Raw genomic sequence first — 24,952 nt, 5'->3', positions numbered from 1 at the left:
CGGCGTGCAAGATACAGAACGTATACTCAGCAGAATTTCCATTTGAGTTTATGCGACAGTAAGACAGAGCTTCCTCCGTCGATATTGTTGATCAGACAGACATCAACGATATCTCGAATTAACCCTCTTGTTATAAGTCTTGAAACTACTAACATCGACACGATTCGATGCCCTCCGAATGCGCACTCTGTGGTGACGAAGCGGAACTCAGAGACAGTCACATCATCCCCAGATTTGTCTTCAAACAACTCAAAAACAGTTCGGCATCACCATTCCTTCGGGGATATGAAAACCCTGACGAACGAATACAAGACTACAACGAGAAGTTGCTGTGCCCAGACTGCGAAGAGCACCTCAACAAGTTCGAGAGTCCCGTTGCAGGATACATATACCACCCATATCAACGAGGAGACTCAACCTCGTTCAGTCACGACGACTGGCTCCACCGATTCCATATTTCCGTAAACTGGCGACTCATCCACTCGGATCTTTCAGAGTGGAAAAATCTGCCAAGACATCAACGAGAAGCCGTCAAGGATGCGCGAGACATCTGGCACGACATCATCCTGAACGACGAACCGGTTCACAAAGACCCATTCACGCATCACATGATTTTATTTAACGATCTAAAGTTGAAAGCAGATTCGTCCGAACTCACTGACCGATGGGAATTCTATCGGGATCGTGCGATAGACGCCACAGTCGTCTGCGGCGCGGGAACATACTATTACATCAAACTGCCCAAGATAGTGTTTATGACGTGTATTCAACCCCCTCACGCCGACGGATTCAATAACACGAAAATAGAGGAATCAGGACGAATCCGAACACCCCAACGAATCCCACGCGACATCGAGAATTTCCTCGTTCAACGTGGCACACTCGTGTTAGAGCGTACAGCGTCCGAGCAGAGTCAAGAAAAAATAGCGGAGCGAATGCTGGAGAACCCTGAACAGACTCTCGAATCCGGTTCGTTTCGTGCTTACGCAGAAAGCATGAAGCGACGGATTGAGAACCACAACCCCCTAGATTATCTCGATCAGGAATGCGAGGTCTGTTTCACCGATCATCGAGTGATAAAATCACTCCCCGAACGCCCGGTTGAAAATGTGGAACTAGATGAATGGAGTGAAACGCAGGACGAGTGGGACGGTGGGTTCGTTTACTTCGAACCAATCTAATTTGAAGACGAGTTGACCCATGAGGACATGTCTGAAACAGCAACGGTAACACTCGTGTTCGGAACTGAGGATAACGTCGTACAGGTCGCGCTGTATAGCGACGCAGGGTGGGTAGTGGAGAAAGAAATCGAGATGACTGACGGAAGAGACCCTGTGGAGATGGCTAAGCTGTTACGCGAAGAAACCCGCAGCGGCTACGTTGAGTTCGCAAATCAGCAACAGTAGCGATTGACCAACCAGCCGATCTAGTAATCTCTCCTGCCCTATTGGAAGCCCGACGCAAACGAGAACCGTAGGCCACACGCCTCCCCGGCCGATTCCTTCGCTCGGGCTTCGCCCGTCGCTCAGTCATCCCTCGCACGGGAGTTGCGCGCCGACGTAGCGGCGCGCAGCCGTGCGTCACCACAACAAACCATGTTCCAGACGAAAAAGTATTGACGATCGTCACAATCTCAGGCCGAGGGTCGCCGAAGCACTACCGTTTTGTTCGCGCCTGACGAGGGTTCGTGCATGGACCCAGACCTCTCCGCGCTCGACGAAGCGCTCGACGCGGCCGGCGTCGACGGCTACCTCCTCGACGCCGACTCCGACGTGCCGGACCAGCGCTACCTCTCGGGATTCGACGCGCCAGACCCCTTCGTGACGCTCTACGACGGCGACACGCACCTCCTGGTCTCGGCGCTCGAATACGGCCGCGCGACGACCGCGAGCCGGGCCGAGACCGTCGCGCGCCACAGCGATTACACCGATGGCGCTGGCAGCCGTGAGGCCGCCGGCGAAGTGCTCGCGGCTTTTCTCAACGATCACGACGTCTCGTCCGTCCTCGTCCCGCCGCGCTTCCCGGTCGGGGTCGCCGACGACCTCCGCGAGCGCGACGTCGCGGTGCAAAGCGAGGACGACGGTGCGGGCGTTCTCACCGACATTCGAGCCGTGAAGACCGACGAGGAGATCGACCACGTCCGTGGTGCCCAGCGCGCCAACGAGCGCGCGATGGCCGCCGCCGAGGAACTCCTGCGCGAAGCCACGATCGATGGCGATCGACTCGTCCACGACGGCGAGACACTCACCGCCGAGCGCGTCAAGACCGCAATCGAGACCACGCTCATCCGCGAGGGCTGTGCGCTCTCGGAGACCATCGTCGCGAGCGGTGCGGACGCCGCCGATCCCCACGATCGCGGCAGCGGCCCGATCGCGCCGGACGAGGCGGTCATCGTCGATATCTTCCCCCGGGACAACGAGACCGGCTACCACGCCGACATGACCCGAACGTTCGTGAAGGGCGAGCCGAGCGACGCGATCGAAGAGTGGTACGACCTCACCGAGGATGCATTCGACGCGGCGCTCGACGCCGTCGAACCGGGCGCGACGGGAGCCGAGATCCACGACGCGGTCTGTGACGTCTACGAGGATTCGGGCGAGCCGACTCTCAGAGCAGACCCCGAGACCGAGACGGGATTCATCCACGGCACGGGCCACGGCGTCGGGCTCGCGGTCCACGAGATGCCGAGCCTGAGCTTCGAAGGCGAGGAACTCGAAGCCGGCAACGTCGTCACGATCGAGCCTGGCCTCTACGATCCCGCCGTCGGCGGCGTGCGGATCGAGGACTTCGTGGTCGTCACCGAGGACGGGTACGAGAACCTCACCGACTACCCGAAGACGCTCCGGGTCGAGTAACGAATCAGATTCGATCACCAACATTTTCAACCAGGTGACTTTTGGGGAGGACATGCGCCGCCCGCCGATCGACGCGTTCGATCTCGCGCTCGGTGTCTACGCAGGGGCAGTCGTGCTCGTCACCGCCACCGCGGCGACCGGGCGGGGTCTCTTCACCCGGCTGCCGTTCGTGGCTGCTATCGCCGCCCTGCTCGTCGTTTCCGGCGTCGCAGCGTCGCGGACGGATCCCGACGTGTGGCCGGTCGAACGCCGCCTCCATTCCGTGCTCGGGTTTGCTCCGACGGCTCCCCTGCTGGCCGTCATGGTCGGAGCTTCGTTCGGCGTCATCTCCTTTTCAGCCACCCTCGGGTGGCTCCGCTACCTGCTTCCGCCCGCAGTTGCCGGACTGGTCGTGGGTGTCGTGGCGATGCGCTGCTACGTGGCGCACGTGCGGGTCCTCGTCGAGTGGAACGCCGAACCCGACGCCCGCTACAAATGGGGGGTCCGGGCGGCGTGGCTCGTCGGCGCCGTGGTGGTCATCGTCGGTAGCTTCGTGACCGCCCTCGAATTCGAGACGGAAACGACGTTCCTCGCCTCGTTCGGCGGCGTGTTTGTCGCTTACGCACTCGTCACGGGCCGCGAGCGACAGTACGCGCTTTTCGAATCCGGCCTCGTGGTACGCCGCTCGGGAGCGCTGGGTGAAGCCTTTGTCCCGCTCGAACGGCTCCACTCGATCGCACGATCCGACCACGCGCTGACGATTCATCGCCGCCTTCCGTGGCCGATACCGTTCCGGTGTTCGATCGCGACCCTTCGAGATCCCGACGCCGTCGAATCGATGCTGCGCGAGCGACTCGAATAGCGGTCGGACAGGCTTTTGCCGCCCGCCGGGAAACGACGGCCAATGAAGTTACTCGTCGTCGGCGCTGGCACGATGGGCCGGTGGTTCGCCGGAACCGTCGCCGCGAAACGGACGGCCGACACGGAACTCGCCTTCGCCGACGCCGATCCCGACGCCGCGACGGCCGCTGCCGACGCGATCGACGGACGGACGATACCACTCGACAGCGACGAGCACTTCGATGCGGTCTGTCTGGCGGTCCCGATCTCGGCGGTCGAGGAACGCATCGCCGCGCACGCCACGCAGGCCGACCGCGCGATCTTCGACATCACTGGAGTGATGACTGACCCCGTGACGGCGATGGCCGAGCACGCCCCCGACCGTGAGCGGGTGAGCTTCCACCCGCTGTTCGCACCCGAGAACTCGCCCGGTACCGTCGCCGTGGTCGCGGACGCACCCGGTCCGGTGACCGACGAGATCCGCGCGGCGCTCGCGGCCGAGAACGATCTCTTCGAGACCACGCCCGACGAGCACGACGAGGCGATGGCCACAGTTCAAGCCCGCACCCACGCCGCGGTGCTCGCCTACGCACTCGCCGCCGAGGACGTTCGTGAGGAGTTTCACACCCCGATCTCCGGTCCGCTCGATACGCTCGCCGACCAGATCCTCTCGGGATCGCCAGACGTCTACAGCGAGATCCAGACCGCGTTCGACGGCGCGGAGGCGGTCGCCGACGCCGCAGCGCGAATCGCCAACGCCGACGACGAGGAGTTCGAACGGCTCTATCGAGAGGCACGCGACGCCCACGCTGGGGGATCGGACGACGAACCGAGCGACGATCCGGCCGGCGGCCGTGAGGGCAAGCGATGAACGACGAGCAGCGCGAGGCGGTCCGCGCGAACGCGAAGTATCTCCGCGAGATCCGCCCGATCGACCCCGAAGAGATCCACGAGTACGTCGACGGCCAGCCCCACCCCGCCGCCGTTCGGACCGTCCTCCAGGAGTCGGCGGTCGATCTCGGACTCGTCGAGCGGGCTGACGGGATCTTCGTCCCCGTCTCCGAGGAACCGATCGCCCTCGACTTCGACGGTGTCGAGCGGTTTCCCGAGTCCCACGCCAGACGGCTCGAAGACCTGCTGGTCGAACGGTGCGGTCCAGGATGGCCCGACGGCGAATCGGGCAACGGCCTCCGTGAGCGCATCCGGACGTTCAAGGAATCGTACTTCGCGGGCGCACAGGTAGAGTACGACGCCGAGACGGCGCTCGCGTACGCGATCTACCACCTCCCGGATTACTACGCCGCGATCCAGTACGTGCTCGCCGACCTCGCCGCCGACGGACTGCTTCCTCGCCGGTTGCGGGTTCTCGACATCGGCGCTGGTGTCGGTGGCCCGGCCATCGGCCTCGCCGACCTCCTTCCCGACGACGCCCTCGTGGAGTATCACGCGGTCGAGCCGAGCCCCGCGGCCGACGTGCTCGACGCGCTGCTCGACGGCACAGGGAAAAACTTCCGTCCAACGATCCACCGCACTCCGATAGAGGAGTTCACGTTCGAGGACGAGTACGATCTCGTGCTGGCGGCGAACGTCCTGAGCGAGCTCGACGAACCAATCGGAATCGTCGAGCGCGCGCTCGATTCGCTCGCGGCCGACGGCTCGGTGGTCGCGCTCGCCCCCGCCGACCGCGAGACGTCGATCGGTCTTCGGGAGATCGAGCGAAGCGTGGCCGACGAGGGGCCAGCGTCGATCTACGCGCCGACGGTGCGGTTGTGGCCGGGCCACGCGCCCACCGATCGCGGTTGGTCGTTCGATGTGAAACCCGATCTCGCCGTGCCGCCGTTTCAACGCCGGCTAGACGATGCAGCGAGCGGTCCCGACGCTGAACCAGGCGAGTTCGTGAACGTCGACGTTCAGTACTCTCACTCGATCCTCCGCACCGACGGCCGGCGACGGATCGAGTTCACGCCCGACGCCGGCCGCACGGCGAAGATGGCGGACGCCGAACGCCACGTCTCTGAACGGGTGGATCTCGTGGCCGCGAAGCTCAGCCACTCGCTCGCGGCGGGCGACAACCCGCTGTTCAAGATCAGCGACGGCAGCGAGCGAACCGATCACTACGCGGTCTGTGTTCGCGAGTCGGCACTCAATCGTGACCTGCTCGCGGCGGAGTACGGCTCACTCCTCCGGTTCGAGAACGGTCTCCTGCTCTGGAACGACGACGAGGACGCCTACAACCTCGTGGTCGACGCCGAGACGGTCGTCGACCGGATTCCCGTGTGATGTGTGGTCGGCGAGTGCGCTGAAATCCAGAGAGGCTCGTCGAATGGTCGGCCTGAAACAGAGCCCTCGTCCCACAGTATATATCGATCGCCCACGAGGGCGGGACATGACCCAGAAAGTCCTCTTCGACACCGATCCCGGCTGTGACGACGCCGTCGCGCTCTCGATCGCGCTCGCGAGCGACGAGATCGAGGTCGTCGGCGTGAGCACCGTCGCCGGCAACACCGCCGTCGAAAACACCACCCACAACGCTCTCTCGATCCTCGAACACCTCGATCGAACCGACGTGCCCGTGGCGCGGGGGTGTGAAGGCCCGCTGTGTCGTGACCTCGAAACCGCCGAGGAGATCCACGGCCCAGGCGGGATCAGGGGCGACCCGCCCGAACCGACGGGCGAGCCCGTCAGCCAGCACGGCGTCGAGTTCATCCGCGATCGAGTAGGTGAATACGGCGACGACCTCACGATCGTCGCGATCGGTCCCCAGACCAACCTCGCAACCGCGCTTGCCATCGACGAGGACCTCCCCGCGACCGTCGACGACATCTACCTGATGGGCGGCGCGGCGCTGTGTCCCGGCAACGTCACCCCGGCGGCAGAGTTCAACTTTTATGTCGATCCCGAGGCCGTCTCTCGGGTGTTCCGCGGCGCGACGCCCAAGGTGGTCGGCCTCGATGTCACGGAGGCAGCGACGGTCCCGGCGAGGACGATCGAGGAACTCGCGGAGGAAGACGAACCCCAGCGCACGCTCGCGGCGTGGCTCGGATACAGCGAGGTCGAGGCGATCCGGGACGGCGCGCTCGCCGGCGATCAGGCGATCCACGACGCGACCGTGATCGTCGACATCCTCGACGACGTGCTCGACTACCGGGAGGTTCCCGTCGCGGTCGGGGCCGGCGACGGCCCCTTCCGCGGGGCGATCGCCCCCGACATCGAGGGGGCGACCGACGATCTCCCGACCGCGCAGATCGCACTCGACGTCGACGAGTCGGCCCACCGCGACCGGATCGTCGACGCGATCCGCGGGCTGTGAGCGACTCGCGGGCCGTGGGCGGTCGTTCGATAGTGTAGCCGTGGGCGATGGTTCAGCGGTGCGCTTTTGCGACCCCCGTCCGGATGCAGCGCATGCACGTCCTCCTGACCAACGACGACGGGATCGAGAGCACGGGTCTCCGGGTGCTCTACGACGCACTCGACGACATCGGCGAGGTCACGGTCGTCGCGCCCGCCGACGATCAGAGTGCGGTCGGGCGCACGCTCTCGAACCGCGTCACCGTCGAGGAACACGAGCTGGGCTACGCGGTCGCCGGGACGCCCGCCGACTGCGTGGTGGTGGGGGTCGGCTCGCTCTGTCCCGATGTCGATCTCGTGGTCTCTGGCTGCAACCAGGGCGCGAACCTCGGCGAGTACGTCCTCGGCCGTTCTGGTACTGTCAGCGCCGCAGTCGAGGCCACCTTTTTCGACGTGCCCGCGATCGCGGTCTCGCTCTACATCCCCGGCGGCGACATCGACTTCCGGGAGTACGCCGCCCGCGAGTCCGAGTACGACGAAGCGGTCCGCGCGACGACCCACCTCGTCGACAACGCCACCGGCAACGGCGTGTTCGACCACGCCGACTACCTCAACGTGAACGCACCGATCCCCGCACGCTCGACCGGCGAACGCGCCGCGATGGAGACCACCCATCCCTCGACGGTCTACGAGATGGACGCCGTCCGCGACGGTTCGACCATCACCCTCAGCGACCACATCTGGCAGCGCATGGACGAGGGGAACGTTCTCGACCCGGAAGGGACCGATCGGCGCGCGGTGGTCGAGGGCCGGGTGAGCGTCTCGCCGCTGACCGCGCCCCACACCACCGAACACCACGACACGCTCGATACCGTCTGTGCGGCGTACCGCGACGGCGAGTGAGCCTCTCGAAGCGGAACGGGACGTGACGGCTGTGGCACTCCTACCGTCCCGCTGTTCGATTCGTTCTACCGATCGAACGCCGTCGTCCGACGACCCTGAAGCCGGCAACCGAAACTCATCAACAAATCAGTGGGAAGATTCATTCAGGACACCACCGTAGCTTCGTCCATGTCAACGGAGACGGACGCACAGGGACGGCTGTACATCCCGAAAGAGGTGCGGGAGCAGTACGGCGAGCAGTACCATCTCGTCACGTACGAGGACCGCATCGAACTCGTTCCAGTCGCGGACGACCCGCTTGCGGCCGTCCGTCGGGCAGCAGGTGACCTCGACGACGCAGCCATCGAAACCATCGAAGCGGATATCGAAGCGGCGGCGAAGGCCGACGCTCGGCGGAGAGACGACGACGGATGACGGTGTACGTCGAAACCGACTTCCTGCTCGCACTCGCGAAGGACAGCGATTGGTTGCAGGGTTCGGCCGAAGAGGCGCTTGATGAGCACGAGGTCGAAACCTCGGCGTTCTCGTATCTCGAACTCGTCCTCGCGCGCGAGCGTTACGAGTTCGATTTCGTTCCGCTCGTGGCGAACCTCCTCGAACTCGTTCCCGTACGTGACGAAGAAGAGAAACAAGTCGTTCTGAAAGCCGTCAACTACTACGACGAGGGCATGACGCCGTTCGACGCGTTCCACGCAGCGACGGCGGAAACACGTTCGCTGGACGTACTTTCGTCAGAAACCGATTACGAGAACATCGACGTCGAGAGAATGCCATAGGAACCGGAAGACGAGGGGTGAGTCAGATTCTCTCGTCCGGGGCAGCCGTTCTCAGCGCTGCTCGCGCTGTTCGACCTTGTTGAGTTCGATCAGTAGTCGAAAGGTCGCCTTCACGAGGTTGTCGTCGACGCCGAAGCGCTTTGCGTTCTCACCGGCGCGCTCCATCACTCGCTCCTCCTGGCGCTCGTCGGTCGTCGGAAGGTCACGCTCGCGCTTGACGTCGGCGACCGTCTCGGCGACGTACGTGCGCCGCGCGATGAGTTCGACCAGCTCCTGGTCGATGGATTCGATCTCCGCTCGCAGCTCGTCGAGGCTCATCCCGTCCATGCACCGTCGGTCCGGGTCGTCGTCAGCCATGTATGTCCCTCGTACTCGTCCCACGCCTCTTGTACCTTCTCGACTTCGGATCGCTCGCCGACCGCGACGTAGCTCGGCCCGGTGCCCGACAGCGAGACCCCCTCGACGTGGGCGAGCGCCGCGATCGCGGGTTCAGTCGGGAAGTCGAGCGCCGCACAGAACGCCAGCCCATTCACGGTCATCGCGCGCTCGTACTCGCCGGCGAGCGCGAGGTCGGTCGTCACCTCCACGACGGGCACGACCCGCTCGCACCGCGCGACATCGGCATCGGCGCTGAACGCACGCTCGTCGGGCGTCCAGACCGCGACCGCCCACTCGACCGTCTCGCGCGCGAGGAGTTCGTCGCCCGTGTTGTCGGTGACGGTGACGCCACCGAGCATCGAGGCGCTGGCGTCGTCGAACGCGCCCGTCACGGTAACGCCAGCCTCGCGGGCGGCGCGCACGCCGAGCCTGGCGGCCGCCTCGCGTGACACCGCGGCCGCGCTGCTCTCCGATGTGCGTCCTTCGCCGTCGTCGACCGGCACCCCGAGCGCATCGAGCGTCGCGAGAACGGTGGCGTTCGCGGCGGCACTCGAACTCTTCAGCCCGGCGGCCATCGGAACCTCGCTCTCGGTTTTCACCTGTGCTCCCTCACCGTCGCCGTACTCCGCGACGACGAGTTCGACGCACCGCTCGATCAGTCGGGTGTCGGCGTCGGGTGCGCCGTCGATCTCACCGGTGACGTCCCCCTCGTCGTGGAGTTCGACCGTCGCGGTCGTCTCGCGGTCGATGGCGAACGCTGCGCCGCGGCCGGTGGCGAGCGCGTTGATGATCGTGCCCGCTGCCGGTGCGCTCGCACGTCCGTTCATGGGGAGGCTCTCGGACAGTCGCACTTACCGCTGCCGGTCGGCGTTCGAGCACGTCGCTTTTGCTGGTGGCGGCGCTATCGCTCGCATGAGCCAGCGCAGCGAGTTCTCGCCGGACACCCTTCCAGTGGACCTCACCGATGCGGGGATCGTGGTGGAGTACACCGACGGCCGCGAAGTGTTCTACGGCGGCGTTCCAGAGACGGTCACCGGCGAGCTCACGACCGCACCGGGCAAGGAGGTCCACGTCCTCGTGACCGACCCCACCGAAACCGAGGGCGTGCTGGTCTACGTCAACGACCGCACGACCGCCGACTCGATCATCGCGGACACCGGCGTGGGACGCGTCCTGCTGGATCAGGACGAGGAGACCACGCTGTTCCCCGGCGTGAGCGTCCGCGAGACGGGCTATCGGACGATCGTCGACGCCGATCCCCAGTCCGCCCGTGGTCGAGTGTTCGTCTTCGAGGAGGACGACATGGGCGAGCGCGCGTTCGAGATCGTCGCCGAGGACTGAGTGCCGGCCACGAAAACCGAAGCACCGGACGGTTCAGATTCCGGGGACGCCGAGCGCGTCCGGCGTGATGAACCCGACCGTCGCGAGCACGTACGCCACGATGAAGACCACGACCCAGGCGACGAGACCGATCCCGGCCGCGGCGACCCAGCCACCTGGATAGCGCCAGTTGATGACGCCGATCCAGATGACGAGCATCAGCAGCGGTCCGAGAAGCGGGACCCAGCCGATGAAGAAACTCACCAATCCCCACACCAGCGCACCGATCAGGGCCGTGATGGCGGCGTTGGTGTATCCGACGTCGCGGTCGGCAACGAGTCGAACCCCGGCGTAGATCCCGACCGTCCCGAGGATCAGACTGACGAGGAAGATGACGACGCTGTCGAGAATCGCCATCAGTCCGGCCTCCAGTCCATCGTGATCGTCACCGACTCACGCCGGCCACGGAGGATCGAGGAGCTCTCTCGCGCCCCGACCTCGAAGCCGATGACCGAAGGCGGACGAAGCGAGATCGTCTTGTTGCGGATATCGACGTCGAAATCCTCGCCAGATTCGAGATCGTCCGCGATCTCGCGGAGGCGGTCGGCGGCTTCGGCACGGTCGAGTTCGTCCTCGTCGATGTTTTTCTCCGCCATACTTCCGACTACGCGACGATTCCGATTAAATATTCCGCCGGTTGATGGTGATGGTCCGATGACTCGTGTCGATACAGCCCCGACGACGCTGCCGGCCGAGCAGTAGGGGTCCGAGAATCCCCGTCGTTACTGGATGTAGTTCGGGTCTTCGGCGTCGCAGTTCGCCTCGTGCTGTGTCGCGTCGTCGGTGTCGTCGAACATGAGCCCGCACTCCTCGCACTCGTACCACGTCGTGCCGTCGCGCTCGGTTTCGACCACCATGTCCGGGTTTCGATCGCCGACAATGAAATACGTTACTCCGACTGCGAACGCTGAAGACGGTCGGCCCACAAGCCGGAGTATGTCCGGTGCGGACGACGACGGCGTCGAACTCACGGTGTCTGGCGCACAGAAACGCGACGCGGGGCGGGGGGTGGCGCGGCTCCCCGAATCCGCGCGGCGCTCGCTGGGCGTCCTCAGCGGCGACACCGTCGTGATCGTCGGCGAACACGCCACCGTGGCGAAGGTCTGGCCCGCCGGGGGCGATCTCGCTGGCGACGCGGTCCGGGTCGACGCCGACACCCGGACCAACGCCGGCGTGAACGTCGGCGACACAGTACGGGTCCGCCCCGTTTCGGTCGCCGACGCCGACCGAATCACGATCGACGTTCCGGGCTCAGTCGACGCCGCAGCCGACGATCTCGCGGCGCTGCTCAAACGCGCACTGCTCGACCGACCGATCAAGGCGGGCGAGCAGTTCCGGATCGAACGTCTCGGCCCGACGGCCTTCTCGATCGCCGCGACCCGCCCAGAGGGTACCGTTCGCGTGACTCGGGAGACACGAGTCACGACCCGCGCCGGGAGCGCGGCGTCGAGCGAACCCGCACAAACAGGGACCGCCAGCGGAGTGGAATCGGCTCCCGCGACCGACGCGACCGGCGGCGACGGCACACCCCGCGTGGCCTACGAGGACATCGGCGGGCTCGACGACGAACTCGATCAAGTGCGAGAAATGATCGAGCTTCCCCTCTCCGAACCCGAGCTGTTCCAGGAGCTGGGGATCGATCCCCCCTCCGGCGTGCTGCTCTACGGGCCGCCCGGAACGGGGAAAACGCTGATCGCGCGGGCGGTGGCCGGCGAGGTCGACGCCCACTTCTCGACCATCTCGGGACCAGAAATCGTCTCGAAGTACAAGGGCGAGTCCGAAGAAAAGCTCCGCGAGGCGTTCGACGCCGCGGCCGCGAACGAGCCCGCCGTCGTCTTCATCGACGAGATCGACTCGATCGGGGGCGCGCGCGGCGACGACGCCGACATGGAGACCCGCGTCGTGGCCCAGCTACTGACGCTGATGGACGGGCTGGAGGACCGCGGCCGGGTGGTCGTGATCGGCGCGACCAACCGAGTGGACGCGATCGATCCCGCACTCCGGCGGGGTGGCCGGTTCGATAGGGAAATCGAGATCGGCGTGCCGGGCGAGGCGGGACGGCGCGAAATCCTCGACGTCCACACCCGTTCGATGCCGCTCGCCGACGACGTCTCGCTCGATCGGCTCGCTGGCCGCACTCACGGGTTCGTGGGTGCTGACCTCGAATCGCTCGCGGTCGAAGCCGCGATGGCGGCGCTCCGGGGCCGCGACGAACGCGACGCACTCGACGTCACCCGCGCGGACTTCGAGCGCGCGATGGCGGCCGTCGACCCCTCGGCGATGCGCGAGTACGTCGCCGAGACGCCCGATGTGGGGTTCGACGACGTGGGCGGGCTCGACGCCGCGAAACAGACGCTCACGGAGGCGGTCGAGTGGCCGCTCTCATACGGTGCCCTGTTCGAAGCGGCCGCGACCGATCCGCCAGCCGGCGTGCTGCTCCACGGCCCGCCCGGAACCGGGAAGACGATGCTCGCCCGCGCGCTCGCCGGCGAGAGCGACGTCAACTTCATCTCGGTCGCGGGGCCCGAGATCCTCGATCGCTACGTCGGCGAATCGGAAAAAGCGGTCCGTGAGGTGTTCGATCGGGCGCGCCAGGCCGCGCCCGCGATCGTCTTCTTCGACGAGATCGACGCGATCGCCGGCGGGCGCGGCGAGAAACACGAGGTCACCGAGCGCGTGGTCTCCCAGCTCCTCACCGAGATCGACGGGCTCGCAGAGAACCCCAATTTGATGGTGCTCGCCGCCACCAACCGCCGGGACGCGATCGATCCCGCCTTGTTGCGTCCGGGCCGGATCGAATCCCACGTCGAAGTCCCCGCGCCCGACGAGGCCGCGAGGCGCGCGATCCTCGACGTCCACACCCGCGAGAAGCCGGTTGCTGACGACATCGATCTCGATCGGTTGGCTGCCGACACCGCGGGATACTCAGGGGCAGACATCGAGGCGCTCTGCCGGGCGGCCTCGATGCGCGCGATCCGCGAGATCGCGGGCGCGTACGACCCGGAGGAGGCCGAAACTCACGCCGACGAGATCAGTATCACCGAAGAGCACTTCGAAACCGCACGCGAGTCCGTCGAGCCGACCTTCGAGTGAGGCCGGCTCGCCGATTCAGTCGGCTGTCTGGCCGCTCGTGCCGCCCGCTTCGCTCGTTTCGTCGGTCTTGCTGCCGACCGATTCCCGGACGAGTCGTGCGCCGATTCGCGCCAGCACGTACGCGCCGACCGCGAGTGCGCCGACGCCCGCTGCGAGCAGCGGGTTGGTGATCGTCCACAGCACCAGCGGGATGCACAGCGCCATCCCGCTCACGACCACCAGCTCGCCCCATCCGATCTGCCTGTCCAGCCGCGGTTCCCCAGTCCGCCCGTGCCGAGTGGTTCGTCGCCTCATACAGGTAGAGACACGGCCCCGATTCCAATAAATATAATCTGAAAATCATTTCTGTAACAATGGCTACTGAAATCGAGTTCAGTAGCTACCGGGGCCGAACACACCGCGAGAGAATCGCCGTGAGAGTTAGGCGTCGATGCGCTGGCTATCGACGAGCGCCAAATCGCCGTCGAGGGTCGCTCGGAGCCGTTCGTCGTCGAGCACGATGTCGATTTCGAGCTCCCACGGCTCGTCCGACCGAACAGTAGTATAATCGTCGCTCACACACCAGCCGAGCTGCCAGTACGGCTGCGCCCCGAGATCGATCCCGTGGTCGCGGTAGAAGGCCACGACGGGCGAACGATCGAGCAGACTCAGCCCGATCGCCGAGCAGAGGCTGTGATCGCAGTGCTCGCAGACGTGATCCGCCCGGAGCCCGACGCCGAGACAGCACTCGCCCTCCTTCGAGATCGTGGTCTCCATTCGGCCGCTGCACTCGGGACAGACGCCGTCTTTCGCGAGGCAGTGGAGATGGCGCACCCGCTGGTCGAACGCGTCGAGCACCTCCTCGTTCGTGCGGTCGTGGAGCCCGCCGGGCGGGAAGGAGTACTCGCCGTGGGCCCGGCCGCAGTCGGGACAGTCGAGCGCCAGCATCTCGTCGGCGTAGCTCGCGACGAGCGCCTCGCCACACCGGGTGCAGCCGTCGTCGATCGCGAACGAATCGAGGTGCGGGTGTTCGTTGAACGACCCCGCGATCACCGCTCGGACGACCTTCGCGCCGGCGTTCCGGAGCTCGTAGCCGTCGTCGGTCTTCCGGACGTACTGGTCGGTGAGCTTCCCGAGGTGGTAGTTGAACTGCGCGCTGTCACGCATGCCGACCGCATCGTTGAGCGTCGAGAACCGCACGGGTTCCTCGTCTGTGCGCCAGAGCGCTTCGAGGATGCTCAGCCGGGTCTCGTTCCCGATGAGCGCGAACGCGTCGGCCGGTGCGACGCACTCGACACACTCCTGGATGTCCGGCTTGCTCATACGCGGACTACTGGCAGGGAAGGTAAAAACTTTCTCGGGCAGTCGATCGGCGGCGACGAAATGCTGTCGTCGACGGTCGGTATCGCGTCAGCCCAGCGTTACCGACCGCGTTCCAGTCGGTGGCGGATACTCCCGAGCGACCCCGCGAGTCGCTGCTGGATGCGCCGGCGCTGATAAACTCCCTCGCCGACGCCCCAGACCAACAGCACGCTCAGCGAGACCACCACGATCGAAAACGCCCAGATCGGCATCCACGTCGGCTTGAACCACGGCGAGACCCGCCGCCAGCTCTCGGCGAGAGCCGTCGCTCCGGCCGGCAGCGGTGTTTTCGCAACCACACCCTTGACGGCGCTCGGAATCGTCGGTGCACCAGAGACACCCGTCTCGCTCCCGCCGTAGAGCGTGACGTTCCCCGAAGCGTTCTGATCGGTGATGGTCGGTCCGCCTGGCTCGTCGCCGTGGGCCACCCGCTCGGCGTCGTAGGTGGCCCACGGAGCGTCCATCTCCCAAACCACCTCACCGGCCGGTGTGACCTCGATCACCCGGTGGTTCATCGAGTCCACCACGAGGGTGTTGCCGTTCGGGAGGCGATCGGCGTCGCGCGGCCAGTTCAGATCGCCAGTCAGGGTCCAGGTGCGTTTCCACTCACCCTCGCCCGGTGGTCCGCCGACGCGGGCGTACTCCACGATTCGATCGTTCTCCGAATCCGCCACCAGGATCGTGGGCGTCCCGTTCTCGCTCTCGAAATACGTCGGGTTGTGCTGTTCGTACAGCGTTTCGTGATCGTCGTCCCGACCGAGACGCAGCTCGATGTCCTTCGTCGAGCGGTTGATCGAAATCACCTGATCCATGTTGCGGACCGAGACGAGGAACTCGCCATTGCGGACCGCATCGACGTCGTTGACGTGGGTCCAGTCCTCGGTTCGGACCCCCTTGTCCGCGTCGGCGGGGTAGTGGTTCTTGAACAGCCACTTCCACGTCACGTCGTTGGTGGTGCGGTTGTAGACGAACACCCGATCCCGGCTCGGGCGGTCCTCGTCGTAGTTGATGCCCGCGACGAGGAGCTCGTCGTCGTTGATGAGATCGACGTCGTGGATGTCGACGAGATCGAACCGCTCGGTCCAGACCCGTTTCTGCGTGTCGGGATCGAACTCGTAAACCACGGTGTTGTCCTGGACCGGGTTCACGACCAGCAGATTGCCGTTCGGCAGCGGGTCGACGTCGTAAAACCAGTTGTCGGTCCCGTTCGGTCCGCCGTGTGTCCACTCGACGGCACCCGACTGATTGACCGAGACGAGCCGGGCCGGACGGCCGGGCAGCGAGACGTTGCGTGCGTTCCAGCCCTGACTGGCGACCACCGTATCGCCCTCGGGCGCGGACTCGGTGACGCTGGTTTCGAGCGTCGGCTCCTCGTACGAGAGCGTCAGCACACCGCTGAACAGCAACAGCGAGACCACGATCACCCCCAGTAGCCCACGAACGAGCCACCGACGGGGCGGCAGATCGGCCATACCAGATTATGTCCGAATCGAACAATAACAGTTGCGAAACGGATGGGGTCGCAGTACGTGACCACGGAGGATCGTCCAGGGATACACCGCCTCCCCATCAGTCCCAGAACGACTGGGTGCGAGCGTACTGACGTTCCTGGGCCAGAATATCGCGGTAGAAATCGTCTTCGTTCTCGCGGAGCTTCGCGATGATCCGGGCGGCGTTGTGTGGGCCGACCCCGCGGGCGGCGAGCGCGATCACGGCCTGCTTGCCGTGACTCTGGACGAGCGTCGCGGCCTGGTGGGCGCGCTGGGTCTGTTTTTCCTGCTCGTCGTCCTTCTCGTCGGCCCGAACCGCCGCCACGACCTCCTCGGCCCACGGATTGAGCGCCGCGACCCGAGTCGAGCCACACAGCGGGCACTCGGGCTGGTCGGGAATTCGGCCCACCTCCTGGGTGCGCTCCCACTCCTCGCAGTGCAGACAGAGCAGACGCATCCGGTCCTCCCGGATCCGCTCGCGGATCGTCTCGATCACGCTCGCGTCGGCGTTTTCGGGGGCGAGCAGTTCGGTTCCGGACGACCGCCCGTCGATCCCGATGGGCGTGCGACCGCCGTGAGTTTCGATCGCGATCTCGCCGTTCTGGATGGCCGCGAGGATCTCGCCGGCGGTCTCGACAGCCAGATCCTCGTGGAACACCTCGCGGACGGCCTCGTCGTAGACGGGGGTACCTTCGAGCGCCGCGAGCAGCCGATCCCGGCCGAAGCGCTCGTTTCCCTGCCACGACTTGAGCGCGCCAAAGGTGGCCGCGACCTGGGCGAGCTTGAACTTCAGCGCGTCGGAGTTCTTGAGACTGAGTTCGATGATCCCCTCGACGTGTGCGGGGTCGGTGTCTTCGAGGATTTCGACGATGTCCCGACCCGCCACGCCGCGAGGAACGTCGAGTTCGATCCGGTAGGGGTCGATCTCCATCCCGACCGACGAGCCGGTCTGCTGGCCGAGCAGCGCCGACAGCACGCGCCCCAACGTCTCGTTCACGGTGTGGCCGAACGCGGCGTTCACCACCGCGTCGCGGTTTGCGTACTCCACCACGATCCGGTCGTCGGTCGGCATCGGCGCGTCGGTCTCGGCGTGGCGTTCGATCGGCCCGAGCGCCTCGCTCGCGGTGTACTCGTCGGTTGGGTAGCGATCGACGAGGTCGCGCGCCACCGACTCCTGCGACGCACCGCCGGCGAACGATTCGCCCGCCCGACCCTGGATCGCGCCGACCTCGCCCGCGACCGGCCGCGGCACCGGGATCTCCTGGCCGGTCCACGAGGGAACTTCGCCAGCAGGGTCCTCGATCGGGCTCACCTTCACCTCGCTCTCCTCGTCGTCGACCTCCGCGATCCGCCACATCTCGCCCCGTTGGATGAACACCTCGCCTGGCCCCGCGAAGTTGACCACGAACCGCTCGTCGAGCGTCCCGATCGTCCGTCCCGAGGCCATGTCGGCGACCGTGTAGGTCTCCTCGTCCGGGATCATCGAGAGGTTCGCGTAGAAGTACTGCCACGTGCCGCCCGATTTTTCGAGCCGGTCGGCCTCCTCGTCGAGCCAGAGGATCCGATTGCCCGAGAGCTCGCGGACGACCGCCTTGAACCGCTCGCGGGAGAGGTCGCGAAACGGATAGGCACGAGTCACGATCTCGTACGCTCGTGCGGCTGCAATCTCACCGAAGTCCATGACGAGCCCTGCGATCTGGTTCGCCACCGTGTCGAGACTGCCGTGGTGGATTTCCGCGGGTTCGACGAGGCCCTCGTGGGCGCGCCGGCAGATCGCGAGCGCTTCGAGGGTGTCGTCCGGCCGCGTGGTGAGAACGGTCCCCGACGAAAGGCGATCGGCGCGGTGGCCCGCACGCCCGACGCGCTGGAGGAGGCGGGCGACCTCGCGAGGGCTCTGGTACTGGATCACGTGATCGACTCGCCCCACGTCGATTCCGAGCTCCATCGAGGACGTACAGAGGAGTCCGTCGAGCTCGCCGGCTTTGAACGCGTCCTCGACTTCGATGCGGGCCTCCTTCGAGAGCGAGCCGTGATGCACCCCAATAGGTAAATCGAGCGCGTTGCACCGCGAGCCGAGCGCTTCGGCGGTCTGGCGGGTGTTGACGAAGATCAGCGTCGACTCGTTGTCGGCGACGAGATCGCGGATCGCACGGACGTGGCTCGCAAGCGGGGGTTCGGTGGCGAGTTCGCCCGCGAGTCGCTCGTCCTCGTCGGTGACGTGGGGCTCGCGCACCCGGACGTCGAGTCGGCTGCCGACGTCGACCTCGATCAGCTCGCAGCCCCGATCACCGGTGAGGAATTTGCCTACTTCGCCGGGGTCGCCGACGGTCGCCGAGAGCCCGATCCGCTGGAACGCGTTCGCGAGCTCGCGGAGGCGTTCGAGCCCGATCGTGAGCTGTGCGCCGCGCTTCGATGCCGCGAGTTCGTGGACCTCGTCGATCACGATATGTGAGACGTCAGACAGGGCTTTCCGGAGTTTCTCGCCAGTCAACATCGCCTGGAGGGTCTCGGGCGTCGTCACGAGCACGTCGGGCGGATCGTTGGCCTGCTTTTGTCGCTGGTACTGGGTGGTGTCGCCGTGGCGAACGTCGATGTCGAGATCGAGCTGGTCGCCCCACCAGTCGAGTCGGTCGCGCATGTCGCGGTTGAGCGCCCTGAGTGGCGTGATGTAGAGCACCGAGATACCGAACCGCTCCGTCCCGGCGACCGCGTCGAACACCGGCAACATCGCGGTCTCGGTTTTGCCGGTTCCCGTCGGCGCGATCACGAGGCCGTCCCGGCCGGCGGCGAGCGGCGGGATCGCCTTGCGCTGTGGCTCGGTGGGTGTCTCGAACCCGCGCTCGGAGAGCGCCGTCCTGACCGCACTCCCGAGATGCGTGAAGGCCGCCGCAGGGCCGGCGGCCTCGCTGTCTGCCATTGAATAGGGAAGGGGCGCGAGCCGATTAAGAACTCCGTCTCACCGACGTTTCGCCGGAACCGGCAGTCAGCTTTCGAACGCGCGTTGTCGCTCCCGCACCGCGTCGGCGACCGCCTCGTAGTTCGGGATTCCGGAGAAGCTCAGCATCGAACTCCCGTCGGTCCGGAACGCGACAGTTCCCAGGCCGCGGAGCCGCTTGATCACGTCTTGTGGTGCGGTGAGTTCTGTGTCATAAGTTCTGTCGGGTTACCGAACACGACCCGTGATTGAGACACAAATAGTTCGGTTTCGTCTGGAATCGAGTCCCATCAGACAGATCTCAGCAGATCATCCATGGTGGATTTCTCCGGCCAACTTCAAGATGTTTAGTAATCAGTGACACCACTCTATCCACCGTCCATGTGCATCGTAAAGCGCCAGAACACCAGTAGATTTCGCCCCATTAGTATACTCGACAAAGCGTACTTCGGGTTCATCGCCATGCCACTCACAGTTCGCCCAGAACAGATCTCGATCCCGTCCGATCCCGTCGACGAGTTCCGCGAACGTTTCTTGTTGTTGAGAGGTGAATTGGTAGAGAACGTGGGTGTTGAAAAGACATAGTTGTTCGTCCTTTGGGACTTTGTTGCAGATGTTTCGCAGCTCAGTCAATGCATTTCCTTCCACAAGCTCCGGCGGTGATTCACGAGCTACGGAAACTGCTCCTTCGATCATGTCCCGTCGCTCTTCGTGTTCAGGCCAGATGAGGGCACGAAGCCAGCGTACATCGTCTTCATCTCGAACGTCAAGCGTATTGAGGTCGATTCCAAGTCGTTTCCCTACCGGTGGCAGTTTGTCAGGGAGCGGCAGGCTGTTACCACCACGGACATCACACGACAGTTGTACTGGATTCTGGCGGTCTCCACACTGTGCGTGTCCTCCGTAGCGATAACCGTATCTGTCCCATAGCAGATTCAGGCCAGCGCTTGAACCAATCTCGACGAGTCCGATCTGTGTTCGATTGCACTGACGAGAAACATACTCGAAGACAGGGAGAAGAATCGAGCTCCGTTGCACGACATTCGTTTGAACACGACGCGAGTGGAAAAGTGAGACGAGTTCGTCTCGATGGTCGAGACAAAAGTTTCGAAACGTCTCGTACGTGTTTTCTTCGGGAGGTTTTCGAGAGGTCTGGATGCTTGGAAAACGGTCTGCAAGCGGTTCGGCCGGCCGCTCGAAAAGGAGATACTGGGTTGCAGCAAAAAGGAGATTGGGAGCAGGTTGGTCGTTTGGAACCTCGCCAGCAAGCACGAGAAGCTCCTCGTCGCCTGCGACTCCAAGTGAGAGCGTTTCGTATAGTGGGGATGATCCCCTAGCCTCAACACGAGCGAATTTATCGAATGCATTCTTGTAGCCAGTCATCGACTAGAGAAGATCGTTTTAGAAACGCGATAAGTATTCCTGTGCCCGGAAGTAGCTATTTTGTACCAGTACCAATCATGAATTTAAATTTTAGTGTCCTCGAATGGTTTGCGTATGCGATAAGTGACCGTCTGAATATAGGAAGTATGTTTTCGTTGCCGACCGGCGGAGACAAAACGATGGTGTTCGTGGCCTAATGTTTTTGTTCCCGTCATTCATCACACAAACGTGAACCTCGCGCTCGTCTCCTGGCTGGCCTATCTCGTCACCGGCGGCCTCCTGTTTGCCCAGTCGCTCGTGGACGTTCTCGCTCGTCGTCGGTTCCGATACAGCGTGGCGATGCTCATCGGCAGTACCGGCCTGCTGATCAGTCTGAGTGTGCGCGCGCTGAATGCTGGTGGCATTCCGAGTGGTGAACCGCCGATGGCGGCCGCCGTGCTCGCCGTCGCCGGGTTCGTGGCGGTGGCGATCGGAACGACGTGGCGGTTCGTCGGTCAGACTCGTTCGTAGTTCCCGAGTCGGGTCCCGTCGAGCAGGTACGCCTCGCCTTCCGCGAGCCCGTCCGGCAGAAACGGCGCGAGAAACTCCTGGCCACGCACGTTCACCCACGTCCCGCCCGAGAGGTCGTTGAACGCCGGACACACCACCAACTCTCCGTCGATCGCGAGCCCCTCACCGTGGTGGTCGACGAACGGCTCCGGTGCGAGCCGGCCGCGGAGCCACGCGCGCTCGGCCCGGCTCCCGCCCACGTCGTCCTCCAGGCGCACGGTCGGATGTTCGTGGCCGACACAGACCACCTCACACTCCAGTACCTCCCGGCTCGGCCACGTGTGGCCGTGTGCGAGTCCCACGTTACCGAACGTGGTGCCGTCGGTCGGTGTCACGTTGATCTCGATTCCCACCTCGTCGGCCAGCGAGTCGATTGCGCCGTCGTGATTGCCTTTCACGACCGTCACCGACGCCCGGCCGTCGAGTGCGGCGAACAGCGTTTCGAGCTCGTCGCGCTCGGCTCCCCGTGCGCCGCCGATGGCGTGGGCGAGATCGCCGAGGAAGACGACCCGCTCCGCGCTCGTCTCGTCGCACAGCGAAAGCAGGTGTTCGCGGCGTTCGCGTGACTGGCTCGGGAGTTCGACACCCTGGCGACCCAGCCCGGCTTCGAGTCCGGCGTGGTAGTCGGCCACACAGAGAGCGCGCTCGTCCTCGCTCTCGATCACGGCGGCGGGTTCGCCGGGCACGGGCTCGACGCGTGCCGATTCGGCCCGCGCCATCAGATGGATTTGAGTGTGTCGTCGTCGGGTTCGTAACACTCACCGCTCATCAGCGCGTCCTGGATGCCGTCGTCGGCTTCCTCGGGGGTAAGGCCGTGCTCGTCGACCACACGCTCGACGACCGCCTCGCGATCCGCGCCGTCGCCGCCGTCGAGGTCCTGCATCGCCGCGACGACCGCCTCCTCGGGATCGGTGTCGCCGTCGGCGTCGGCGTCGGCGTCGTCGCTTCCCTCGGTCTCGTCGGTATCGGTCGCTCCGGACGCCTCGGCTTCGGCGCTATCGGCGGGATCGACGGTTTCTGTCGATTTGGCGTCGTCGGCCGCAGCCGCGTCAGCGGTTGCAGTCTCGTCGGAGCTGTCGGTCTCTTCGTCGTTCTCCTCCGGAGCGTCGGGCGTCTCGATACCGGCTTCGCCCGGGCCGTCGACCTCCGCGGCGCTCTCGAAAGCGGTCCCGTACTCGTCCTCGACCTGCTCTCGCACCTCGTCGTCGAGTTCGAACGACTCGGGATCGTCGAGGTCGACGTCGGCTGCGGCCTCCTCGTCCGCCTCGCTGTCGGCGTCTTCGGCGCTCGCTTCTGTTTCGTCCGTTTCGCCGGTCGGTTCGCGGTCCTCGATGGATGGTTCGATTGGCGACCCTTCGGCGTCGGCCTCGTCCTCTCCCGTTGCTCGATCCGTGTCGGCCGCGCGGTCGGGCTCCGACGCCTGGCCTGGCTCGGCCGTCGCTTCCACGGTGGCCGGCTCGTCGGTTTCGGCGGTGGACTCGCCTTCGTCATCCGATACGCTTCTCGTGTCGGTCTCCGAATCGGCCGCGGATTCGGCGGAATCGTCCGCCGTCGGCGTCGACTCTGCCCCGACAGCAGCGTCGTCCGACGTCTCGGCGGCCGGTTCGCCACGATCGGTCTCCTCGGGTTCGGGCGCGTCGCCCTCGTCGGGAGCGACATCGAGCGGTTCGACTTCCTCGCGCTCGCCCGCGACAACCCGTGCCGCGTCGAGCGCCGTCCCCCGCACCGCGTCGAGGTACGTCGGCGTCGTCCCGTAGTGTTCGATCGCGCGTGGGATACCGGCCGCGAGGCCAGCCTCGACGTCATCCGCTTCGAGCGCCTCACTGAGCGCGTCATCCCGCTCGTCGCGGTCGAACGCGCCGCGCATCGTCGCCACCCGCTCGACGGTCCGTTCGGCGGTGGCGACCGTCCAGCGATCACGCGTCGCGGCGTCGACCGCGGCGAGCGACTCGGGACGGATCGAGGTGAACACCCGATCGGAGTCCTCGGGCTGGAAGGTCCGGGCCTTCCCGGTGACCGCGACGAACGCGGGGGGATCGATACGTTCGAGGAACGAAAGCGCCTCGGGCTGGTACTGGCCGGCGTAGACCACGAACGCGCCGGTGGGATCGACCACTCGCGCGCGGAGCTGCTCCTCGTTCACCGACTCGATCTCGGTCAGGACGCCCACCGCAAAGAGGCGGTTGACCCGCGCGCCGGTCGGCGTCACGACGTAGTTCGGCGCGCGCTCCTCGTCGCTCTCGGCGTACGAGTGGGTGGTGTCGTCGAACTCCGCGGCGAACACCCGGTAGGCGGTCTCGCGCTGCGGACGGGTACTCATTCGTCCACCCGCCCACGTTCGCCTGCTCCGTCGGCCGCCACCGCGTCAGCCGAATCGAGCAGCTCGTGGGCCCGGTCGGCAGGATCGTCGTCGCACGCTTCGAACTCGGTCGCTTCGAGGTTCGCGCCGTAGTCGTCGACCGACAGCGTGCCCCGAACGCGAAACTCCCGACCCACGACCGTCTCGCGGATGTCGTCGGCAACCACCTCCTGATCCATCGCGTCACGGGCGGCCTCGCGCGCCGCCTCGATCCCGCCGCCGTACACCGCGGCGGTGAGGTCGGTTCCAAGTACTGCGGTCAGCGAGTCAGTGCCGTCGTCGACGATCGCCTTCACCCGGAGGTCGTCCTCGCCGTCGACGTCGCCGTGCGACCGACATTGACCTTTCTGGACGACACGGCCACATTCGGGACACCGCTGGATCAGCCCCGATCCGTCACGGACCGCGAGCACGTTGCCCGTGACTTCGACGTCGAACAGCCCCTCGGTGACGACCGCCTCGCGGACGGACATCCGTGGTGCGCCGTCGCCAGTCTCGACGGCGCGATCGAGCGCATTTACTGTGGAGAACTCCGAGACGTTCACCGACGGCACCCCACGAAACTCCCGGACGTAAGCGTTCTCGATCCCGACCGACGCCCCGTCCTCGATCTCGTCGTGTGGATCCCAGTCGGTGAACGGCAATCGCCCCGTCTCGTCGGCGAACACACCGCTCAAGATCTCAGTCTCCCCGTCACGGCCGTCGATGGTCTTCCGTTCGACCTCCGCGACCGCGACTTCGAGGGCGACACCACGATCGCCGGGCGCGAGTTTGGAGAGGTGGGTGTCGCCACCGATGTCGTACGACACGTCGAGAGGCTCGTCGTCGATTTTAACTGTGGTCTCGGAGCCGAGGTTGAGCTCCGGACTCCCCTCCCACTCGCGGACGCCAGCGCCGACGATCTCGATCGTGTCGCCGGACGAGAGGTCGAACTCCTCCCACGCGGTGTAGGAGATTTTTCCGGACTCGTCGGCGATCTCGCCCTCCCGGATCACGAGGTCGTCGCCCTGATACCGGATCGAGCGCTTGCCGACGGTGAGCACCACCCCGCGAACGGCGACCGCGGAATCGGCGGTCGAGACGTCCGCGATCGAGAGCGCCGACGGCTCGCCGCCCCCGCCGCCGTCGCCGTACTTCCGCCGGAGGCTGTCTTTGGCCTCGTCGATCGGGACGCTGTAGTTCACCAGCTTTTCGAGATCCGCTCTGACCTCCGCTTTGTCAACGCCGAGGGTGGAGGCGAGCTCCTCGGCATGATCGTCGAGCTCCATCATATCCGTTTCGAGCGGGGTCGACTAAAAGCGTTCGCGCCCGTTCACGACACGATCGAGGCCCCGGACGGGCTGTGCGGTGGGCTTGCCACTGGCTGTACGCTGCGCGCACGCGACGGCGGGTCGGCGCAGAAA

Annotated in this window: 27 protein-coding genes; 13 read left to right on the top strand and 14 right to left on the bottom strand. The window is 65.2% G+C overall.

Annotation, left to right across the window (positions count from 1 at the left end):
- Positions 1-167: 167 nt before the first annotated feature.
- The 10 genes from C450_RS21575 (at position 168) to C450_RS08470 (ending at position 8,641) form a co-directional block, all read left to right on the top strand.
- A complete protein-coding gene (locus C450_RS21575) occupies positions 168-1,181 on the top strand; it encodes a hypothetical protein (RefSeq protein WP_005042625.1) in 1,014 nt (337 codons plus the stop codon).
- A gap of 27 nt (positions 1,182-1,208) precedes the next feature.
- The gene (locus C450_RS08510; protein ID WP_005042624.1) at positions 1,209-1,406 is read left to right on the top strand and encodes a hypothetical protein; all 198 of its coding nucleotides are present in this window, start codon (positions 1,209-1,211) and stop codon (positions 1,404-1,406) included.
- Between the two features lie 285 nt (positions 1,407-1,691).
- Positions 1,692-2,855 carry a M24 family metallopeptidase gene (locus C450_RS08505; protein ID WP_005042622.1) on the top strand — a complete coding sequence of 388 codons (1,164 nt, stop codon included), beginning with the start codon at positions 1,692-1,694 and terminating at the stop codon, positions 2,853-2,855.
- A 52-nt stretch (positions 2,856-2,907) separates the two neighbouring features.
- Positions 2,908-3,696, top strand: a complete 789-nt coding sequence (locus tag C450_RS08500) for a hypothetical protein (protein ID WP_005042621.1) — start codon at positions 2,908-2,910, stop codon at positions 3,694-3,696.
- A gap of 42 nt (positions 3,697-3,738) precedes the next feature.
- Positions 3,739-4,545, top strand: a complete 807-nt coding sequence (locus C450_RS08495; RefSeq protein ID WP_005042619.1) for a prephenate dehydrogenase/arogenate dehydrogenase family protein — start codon at positions 3,739-3,741, stop codon at positions 4,543-4,545.
- Positions 4,542-5,954 (top strand): small ribosomal subunit Rsm22 family protein, encoded by a 1,413-nt coding sequence (locus tag C450_RS08490; protein WP_005042618.1) that lies wholly within the window; start codon positions 4,542-4,544, stop codon positions 5,952-5,954. Before C450_RS08495 ends, C450_RS08490 begins: the two co-directional genes overlap by 4 nt.
- Before the next feature lie 106 nt (positions 5,955-6,060).
- Positions 6,061-6,984 (top strand): nucleoside hydrolase, encoded by a 924-nt coding sequence (locus C450_RS08485; protein ID WP_005042617.1) that lies wholly within the window; start codon positions 6,061-6,063, stop codon positions 6,982-6,984.
- An 83-nt stretch (positions 6,985-7,067) separates the two neighbouring features.
- The gene (gene surE, locus C450_RS08480) at positions 7,068-7,865 is read left to right on the top strand and encodes a 5'/3'-nucleotidase SurE (protein WP_049909962.1); all 798 of its coding nucleotides are present in this window, start codon (positions 7,068-7,070) and stop codon (positions 7,863-7,865) included.
- Positions 7,866-8,033: 168 nt separating this feature from the next.
- Positions 8,034-8,279 (top strand): AbrB/MazE/SpoVT family DNA-binding domain-containing protein, encoded by a 246-nt coding sequence (locus C450_RS08475; protein WP_005042615.1) that lies wholly within the window; start codon positions 8,034-8,036, stop codon positions 8,277-8,279.
- Positions 8,276-8,641, top strand: coding sequence for a PIN domain-containing protein (locus C450_RS08470; RefSeq protein ID WP_005042614.1), 366 nt, complete (start codon positions 8,276-8,278; stop codon positions 8,639-8,641). Before C450_RS08475 ends, C450_RS08470 begins: the two co-directional genes overlap by 4 nt.
- A 51-nt stretch (positions 8,642-8,692) precedes the next feature.
- Here C450_RS08470 and C450_RS08465 read toward each other — a convergent pair whose 3' ends face one another.
- A complete protein-coding gene (locus C450_RS08465) occupies positions 8,693-8,998 on the bottom strand; it encodes a chorismate mutase (protein ID WP_049910014.1) in 306 nt (101 codons plus the stop codon).
- Entirely contained in the window at positions 8,956-9,846 is an 891-nt protein-coding gene (locus tag C450_RS08460) for a shikimate kinase (protein WP_005042612.1), read from the bottom strand. The genes C450_RS08465 and C450_RS08460 overlap by 43 nt, the downstream gene beginning before the upstream one ends.
- An 85-nt stretch (positions 9,847-9,931) precedes the next feature.
- Between C450_RS08460 and C450_RS08455 the strand changes: the two genes are divergently transcribed.
- A complete protein-coding gene (locus C450_RS08455) occupies positions 9,932-10,360 on the top strand; it encodes a DUF5796 family protein (RefSeq protein WP_005042611.1) in 429 nt (142 codons plus the stop codon).
- A gap of 33 nt (positions 10,361-10,393) precedes the next feature.
- On the opposite strand, the gene C450_RS08450 is transcribed toward C450_RS08455, so the two are convergent.
- The 3 genes from C450_RS08450 to C450_RS23190 form a co-directional block, all read right to left on the bottom strand.
- Positions 10,394-10,756 (bottom strand): hypothetical protein, encoded by a 363-nt coding sequence (locus tag C450_RS08450; protein WP_005042609.1) that lies wholly within the window; start codon positions 10,754-10,756, stop codon positions 10,394-10,396.
- The gene (locus tag C450_RS08445; protein ID WP_005042608.1) at positions 10,756-10,995 is read right to left on the bottom strand and encodes an amphi-Trp domain-containing protein; all 240 of its coding nucleotides are present in this window, start codon (positions 10,993-10,995) and stop codon (positions 10,756-10,758) included. Before C450_RS08445 ends, C450_RS08450 begins: the two co-directional genes overlap by 1 nt.
- 126 nt (positions 10,996-11,121) lie before the next feature.
- A complete protein-coding gene (locus C450_RS23190; protein WP_005042607.1) occupies positions 11,122-11,256 on the bottom strand; it encodes a DUF7128 family protein in 135 nt (44 codons plus the stop codon).
- Positions 11,257-11,335: 79 nt separating this feature from the next.
- Here C450_RS23190 and C450_RS08435 point away from each other — a divergent pair, with 79 nt between their 5' ends.
- On the top strand, positions 11,336-13,492 hold the full coding sequence (locus C450_RS08435) for an AAA family ATPase (RefSeq protein WP_005042606.1): 2,157 nt from the start codon (positions 11,336-11,338) through the stop codon (positions 13,490-13,492).
- A 15-nt stretch (positions 13,493-13,507) separates the two neighbouring features.
- Here the strand turns inward: C450_RS08435 and C450_RS08430 are convergent, their stop codons facing one another.
- The 6 genes from C450_RS08430 to C450_RS20745 all read right to left on the bottom strand — a co-directional run bounded on the left by C450_RS08430 (position 13,508) and on the right by C450_RS20745 (position 20,641).
- Positions 13,508-13,786 (bottom strand): hypothetical protein, encoded by a 279-nt coding sequence (locus tag C450_RS08430; protein WP_241430290.1) that lies wholly within the window; start codon positions 13,784-13,786, stop codon positions 13,508-13,510.
- A gap of 126 nt (positions 13,787-13,912) precedes the next feature.
- Positions 13,913-14,794, bottom strand: coding sequence for a DUF7351 domain-containing protein (locus tag C450_RS08425; protein ID WP_005042602.1), 882 nt, complete (start codon positions 14,792-14,794; stop codon positions 13,913-13,915).
- A gap of 98 nt (positions 14,795-14,892) precedes the next feature.
- A complete protein-coding gene (locus tag C450_RS08420) occupies positions 14,893-16,305 on the bottom strand; it encodes an aryl-sulfate sulfotransferase (RefSeq protein ID WP_005042600.1) in 1,413 nt (470 codons plus the stop codon).
- Positions 16,306-16,402: 97 nt separating this feature from the next.
- Positions 16,403-19,240 carry a DEAD/DEAH box helicase gene (locus C450_RS08415; protein WP_005042598.1) on the bottom strand — a complete coding sequence of 946 codons (2,838 nt, stop codon included), beginning with the start codon at positions 19,238-19,240 and terminating at the stop codon, positions 16,403-16,405.
- A gap of 66 nt (positions 19,241-19,306) precedes the next feature.
- Complete coding sequence (locus tag C450_RS22070; protein ID WP_161606948.1) at positions 19,307-19,444, bottom strand: hypothetical protein; 138 nt, start codon at positions 19,442-19,444, stop codon at positions 19,307-19,309.
- A 168-nt stretch (positions 19,445-19,612) separates the two neighbouring features.
- Positions 19,613-20,641 carry a DUF2332 domain-containing protein gene (locus C450_RS20745; protein ID WP_005042596.1) on the bottom strand — a complete coding sequence of 343 codons (1,029 nt, stop codon included), beginning with the start codon at positions 20,639-20,641 and terminating at the stop codon, positions 19,613-19,615.
- Positions 20,642-20,869: 228 nt separating this feature from the next.
- Here C450_RS20745 and C450_RS08395 point away from each other — a divergent pair, with 228 nt between their 5' ends.
- On the top strand, positions 20,870-21,151 hold the full coding sequence (locus C450_RS08395) for a hypothetical protein (RefSeq protein ID WP_005042594.1): 282 nt from the start codon (positions 20,870-20,872) through the stop codon (positions 21,149-21,151).
- On the opposite strand, the gene C450_RS08390 is transcribed toward C450_RS08395, so the two are convergent.
- The 3 genes from C450_RS08390 to C450_RS08380 are packed head-to-tail and all read right to left on the bottom strand — an operon-like array spanning position 21,136 to position 24,817.
- On the bottom strand, positions 21,136-21,909 hold the full coding sequence (locus C450_RS08390) for a metallophosphoesterase (protein WP_005042592.1): 774 nt from the start codon (positions 21,907-21,909) through the stop codon (positions 21,136-21,138). The genes C450_RS08395 and C450_RS08390 overlap by 16 nt on opposite strands.
- Positions 21,909-23,510, bottom strand: a complete 1,602-nt coding sequence (locus C450_RS08385) for a hypothetical protein (protein WP_005042590.1) — start codon at positions 23,508-23,510, stop codon at positions 21,909-21,911. The genes C450_RS08390 and C450_RS08385 overlap by 1 nt, the downstream gene beginning before the upstream one ends.
- A complete protein-coding gene (locus tag C450_RS08380) occupies positions 23,507-24,817 on the bottom strand; it encodes a Single-stranded DNA binding protein (protein ID WP_005042587.1) in 1,311 nt (436 codons plus the stop codon). Before C450_RS08380 ends, C450_RS08385 begins: the two co-directional genes overlap by 4 nt.
- Positions 24,818-24,952: the final 135 nt, after the last annotated feature.

It is taken from the genome of Halococcus salifodinae DSM 8989 (genome assembly GCF_000336935.1).
GTDB classification, from domain to species: domain Archaea; phylum Halobacteriota; class Halobacteria; order Halobacteriales; family Halococcaceae; genus Halococcus; species Halococcus salifodinae.
This window is presented reverse-complemented; position numbering and strand designations above follow the sequence as displayed.

Bases quoted from the DNA above. Each gene is read 5' to 3' on its own strand.
- C450_RS08390 (WP_005042592.1), bottom strand. From the start codon at position 21,909: ATGGCGCGGGCCGAATCGGCACGCGTCGAGCCCGTGCCCGGCGAACCC.
- C450_RS20745 (WP_005042596.1), bottom strand. From the start codon at position 20,641: ATGACTGGCTACAAGAATGCATTCGATAAATTCGCTCGTGTTGAGGCT.
- C450_RS08510 (WP_005042624.1), top strand. From the start codon at position 1,209: ATGTCTGAAACAGCAACGGTAACACTCGTGTTCGGAACTGAGGATAAC.
- C450_RS21575 (WP_005042625.1), top strand. From the start codon at position 168: ATGCCCTCCGAATGCGCACTCTGTGGTGACGAAGCGGAACTCAGAGAC.
- C450_RS08490 (WP_005042618.1), top strand. From the start codon at position 4,542: ATGAACGACGAGCAGCGCGAGGCGGTCCGCGCGAACGCGAAGTATCTC.
- C450_RS08420 (WP_005042600.1), bottom strand. From the start codon at position 16,305: ATGGCCGATCTGCCGCCCCGTCGGTGGCTCGTTCGTGGGCTACTGGGG.
- C450_RS08475 (WP_005042615.1), top strand. From the start codon at position 8,034: ATGTCAACGGAGACGGACGCACAGGGACGGCTGTACATCCCGAAAGAG.
- C450_RS08485 (WP_005042617.1), top strand. From the start codon at position 6,061: ATGACCCAGAAAGTCCTCTTCGACACCGATCCCGGCTGTGACGACGCC.
- C450_RS08500 (WP_005042621.1), top strand. From the start codon at position 2,908: ATGCGCCGCCCGCCGATCGACGCGTTCGATCTCGCGCTCGGTGTCTAC.
- C450_RS08385 (WP_005042590.1), bottom strand. From the start codon at position 23,510: ATGAGTACCCGTCCGCAGCGCGAGACCGCCTACCGGGTGTTCGCCGCG.
- C450_RS23190 (WP_005042607.1), bottom strand. From the start codon at position 11,256: ATGGTGGTCGAAACCGAGCGCGACGGCACGACGTGGTACGAGTGCGAG.
- C450_RS08455 (WP_005042611.1), top strand. From the start codon at position 9,932: ATGAGCCAGCGCAGCGAGTTCTCGCCGGACACCCTTCCAGTGGACCTC.
- C450_RS08380 (WP_005042587.1), bottom strand. From the start codon at position 24,817: ATGGAGCTCGACGATCATGCCGAGGAGCTCGCCTCCACCCTCGGCGTT.
- C450_RS08450 (WP_005042609.1), bottom strand. From the start codon at position 10,756: ATGGCGATTCTCGACAGCGTCGTCATCTTCCTCGTCAGTCTGATCCTC.
- C450_RS08435 (WP_005042606.1), top strand. From the start codon at position 11,336: ATGTCCGGTGCGGACGACGACGGCGTCGAACTCACGGTGTCTGGCGCA.
- surE (WP_049909962.1), top strand. From the start codon at position 7,068: ATGCAGCGCATGCACGTCCTCCTGACCAACGACGACGGGATCGAGAGC.
- C450_RS08430 (WP_241430290.1), bottom strand. From the start codon at position 13,786: ATGAGGCGACGAACCACTCGGCACGGGCGGACTGGGGAACCGCGGCTG.
- C450_RS08470 (WP_005042614.1), top strand. From the start codon at position 8,276: ATGACGGTGTACGTCGAAACCGACTTCCTGCTCGCACTCGCGAAGGAC.
- C450_RS08460 (WP_005042612.1), bottom strand. From the start codon at position 9,846: ATGAACGGACGTGCGAGCGCACCGGCAGCGGGCACGATCATCAACGCG.
- C450_RS08425 (WP_005042602.1), bottom strand. From the start codon at position 14,794: ATGAGCAAGCCGGACATCCAGGAGTGTGTCGAGTGCGTCGCACCGGCC.
- C450_RS08445 (WP_005042608.1), bottom strand. From the start codon at position 10,995: ATGGCGGAGAAAAACATCGACGAGGACGAACTCGACCGTGCCGAAGCC.
- C450_RS08495 (WP_005042619.1), top strand. From the start codon at position 3,739: ATGAAGTTACTCGTCGTCGGCGCTGGCACGATGGGCCGGTGGTTCGCC.
- C450_RS08415 (WP_005042598.1), bottom strand. From the start codon at position 19,240: ATGGCAGACAGCGAGGCCGCCGGCCCTGCGGCGGCCTTCACGCATCTC.
- C450_RS08505 (WP_005042622.1), top strand. From the start codon at position 1,692: ATGGACCCAGACCTCTCCGCGCTCGACGAAGCGCTCGACGCGGCCGGC.
- C450_RS08465 (WP_049910014.1), bottom strand. From the start codon at position 8,998: ATGGCTGACGACGACCCGGACCGACGGTGCATGGACGGGATGAGCCTC.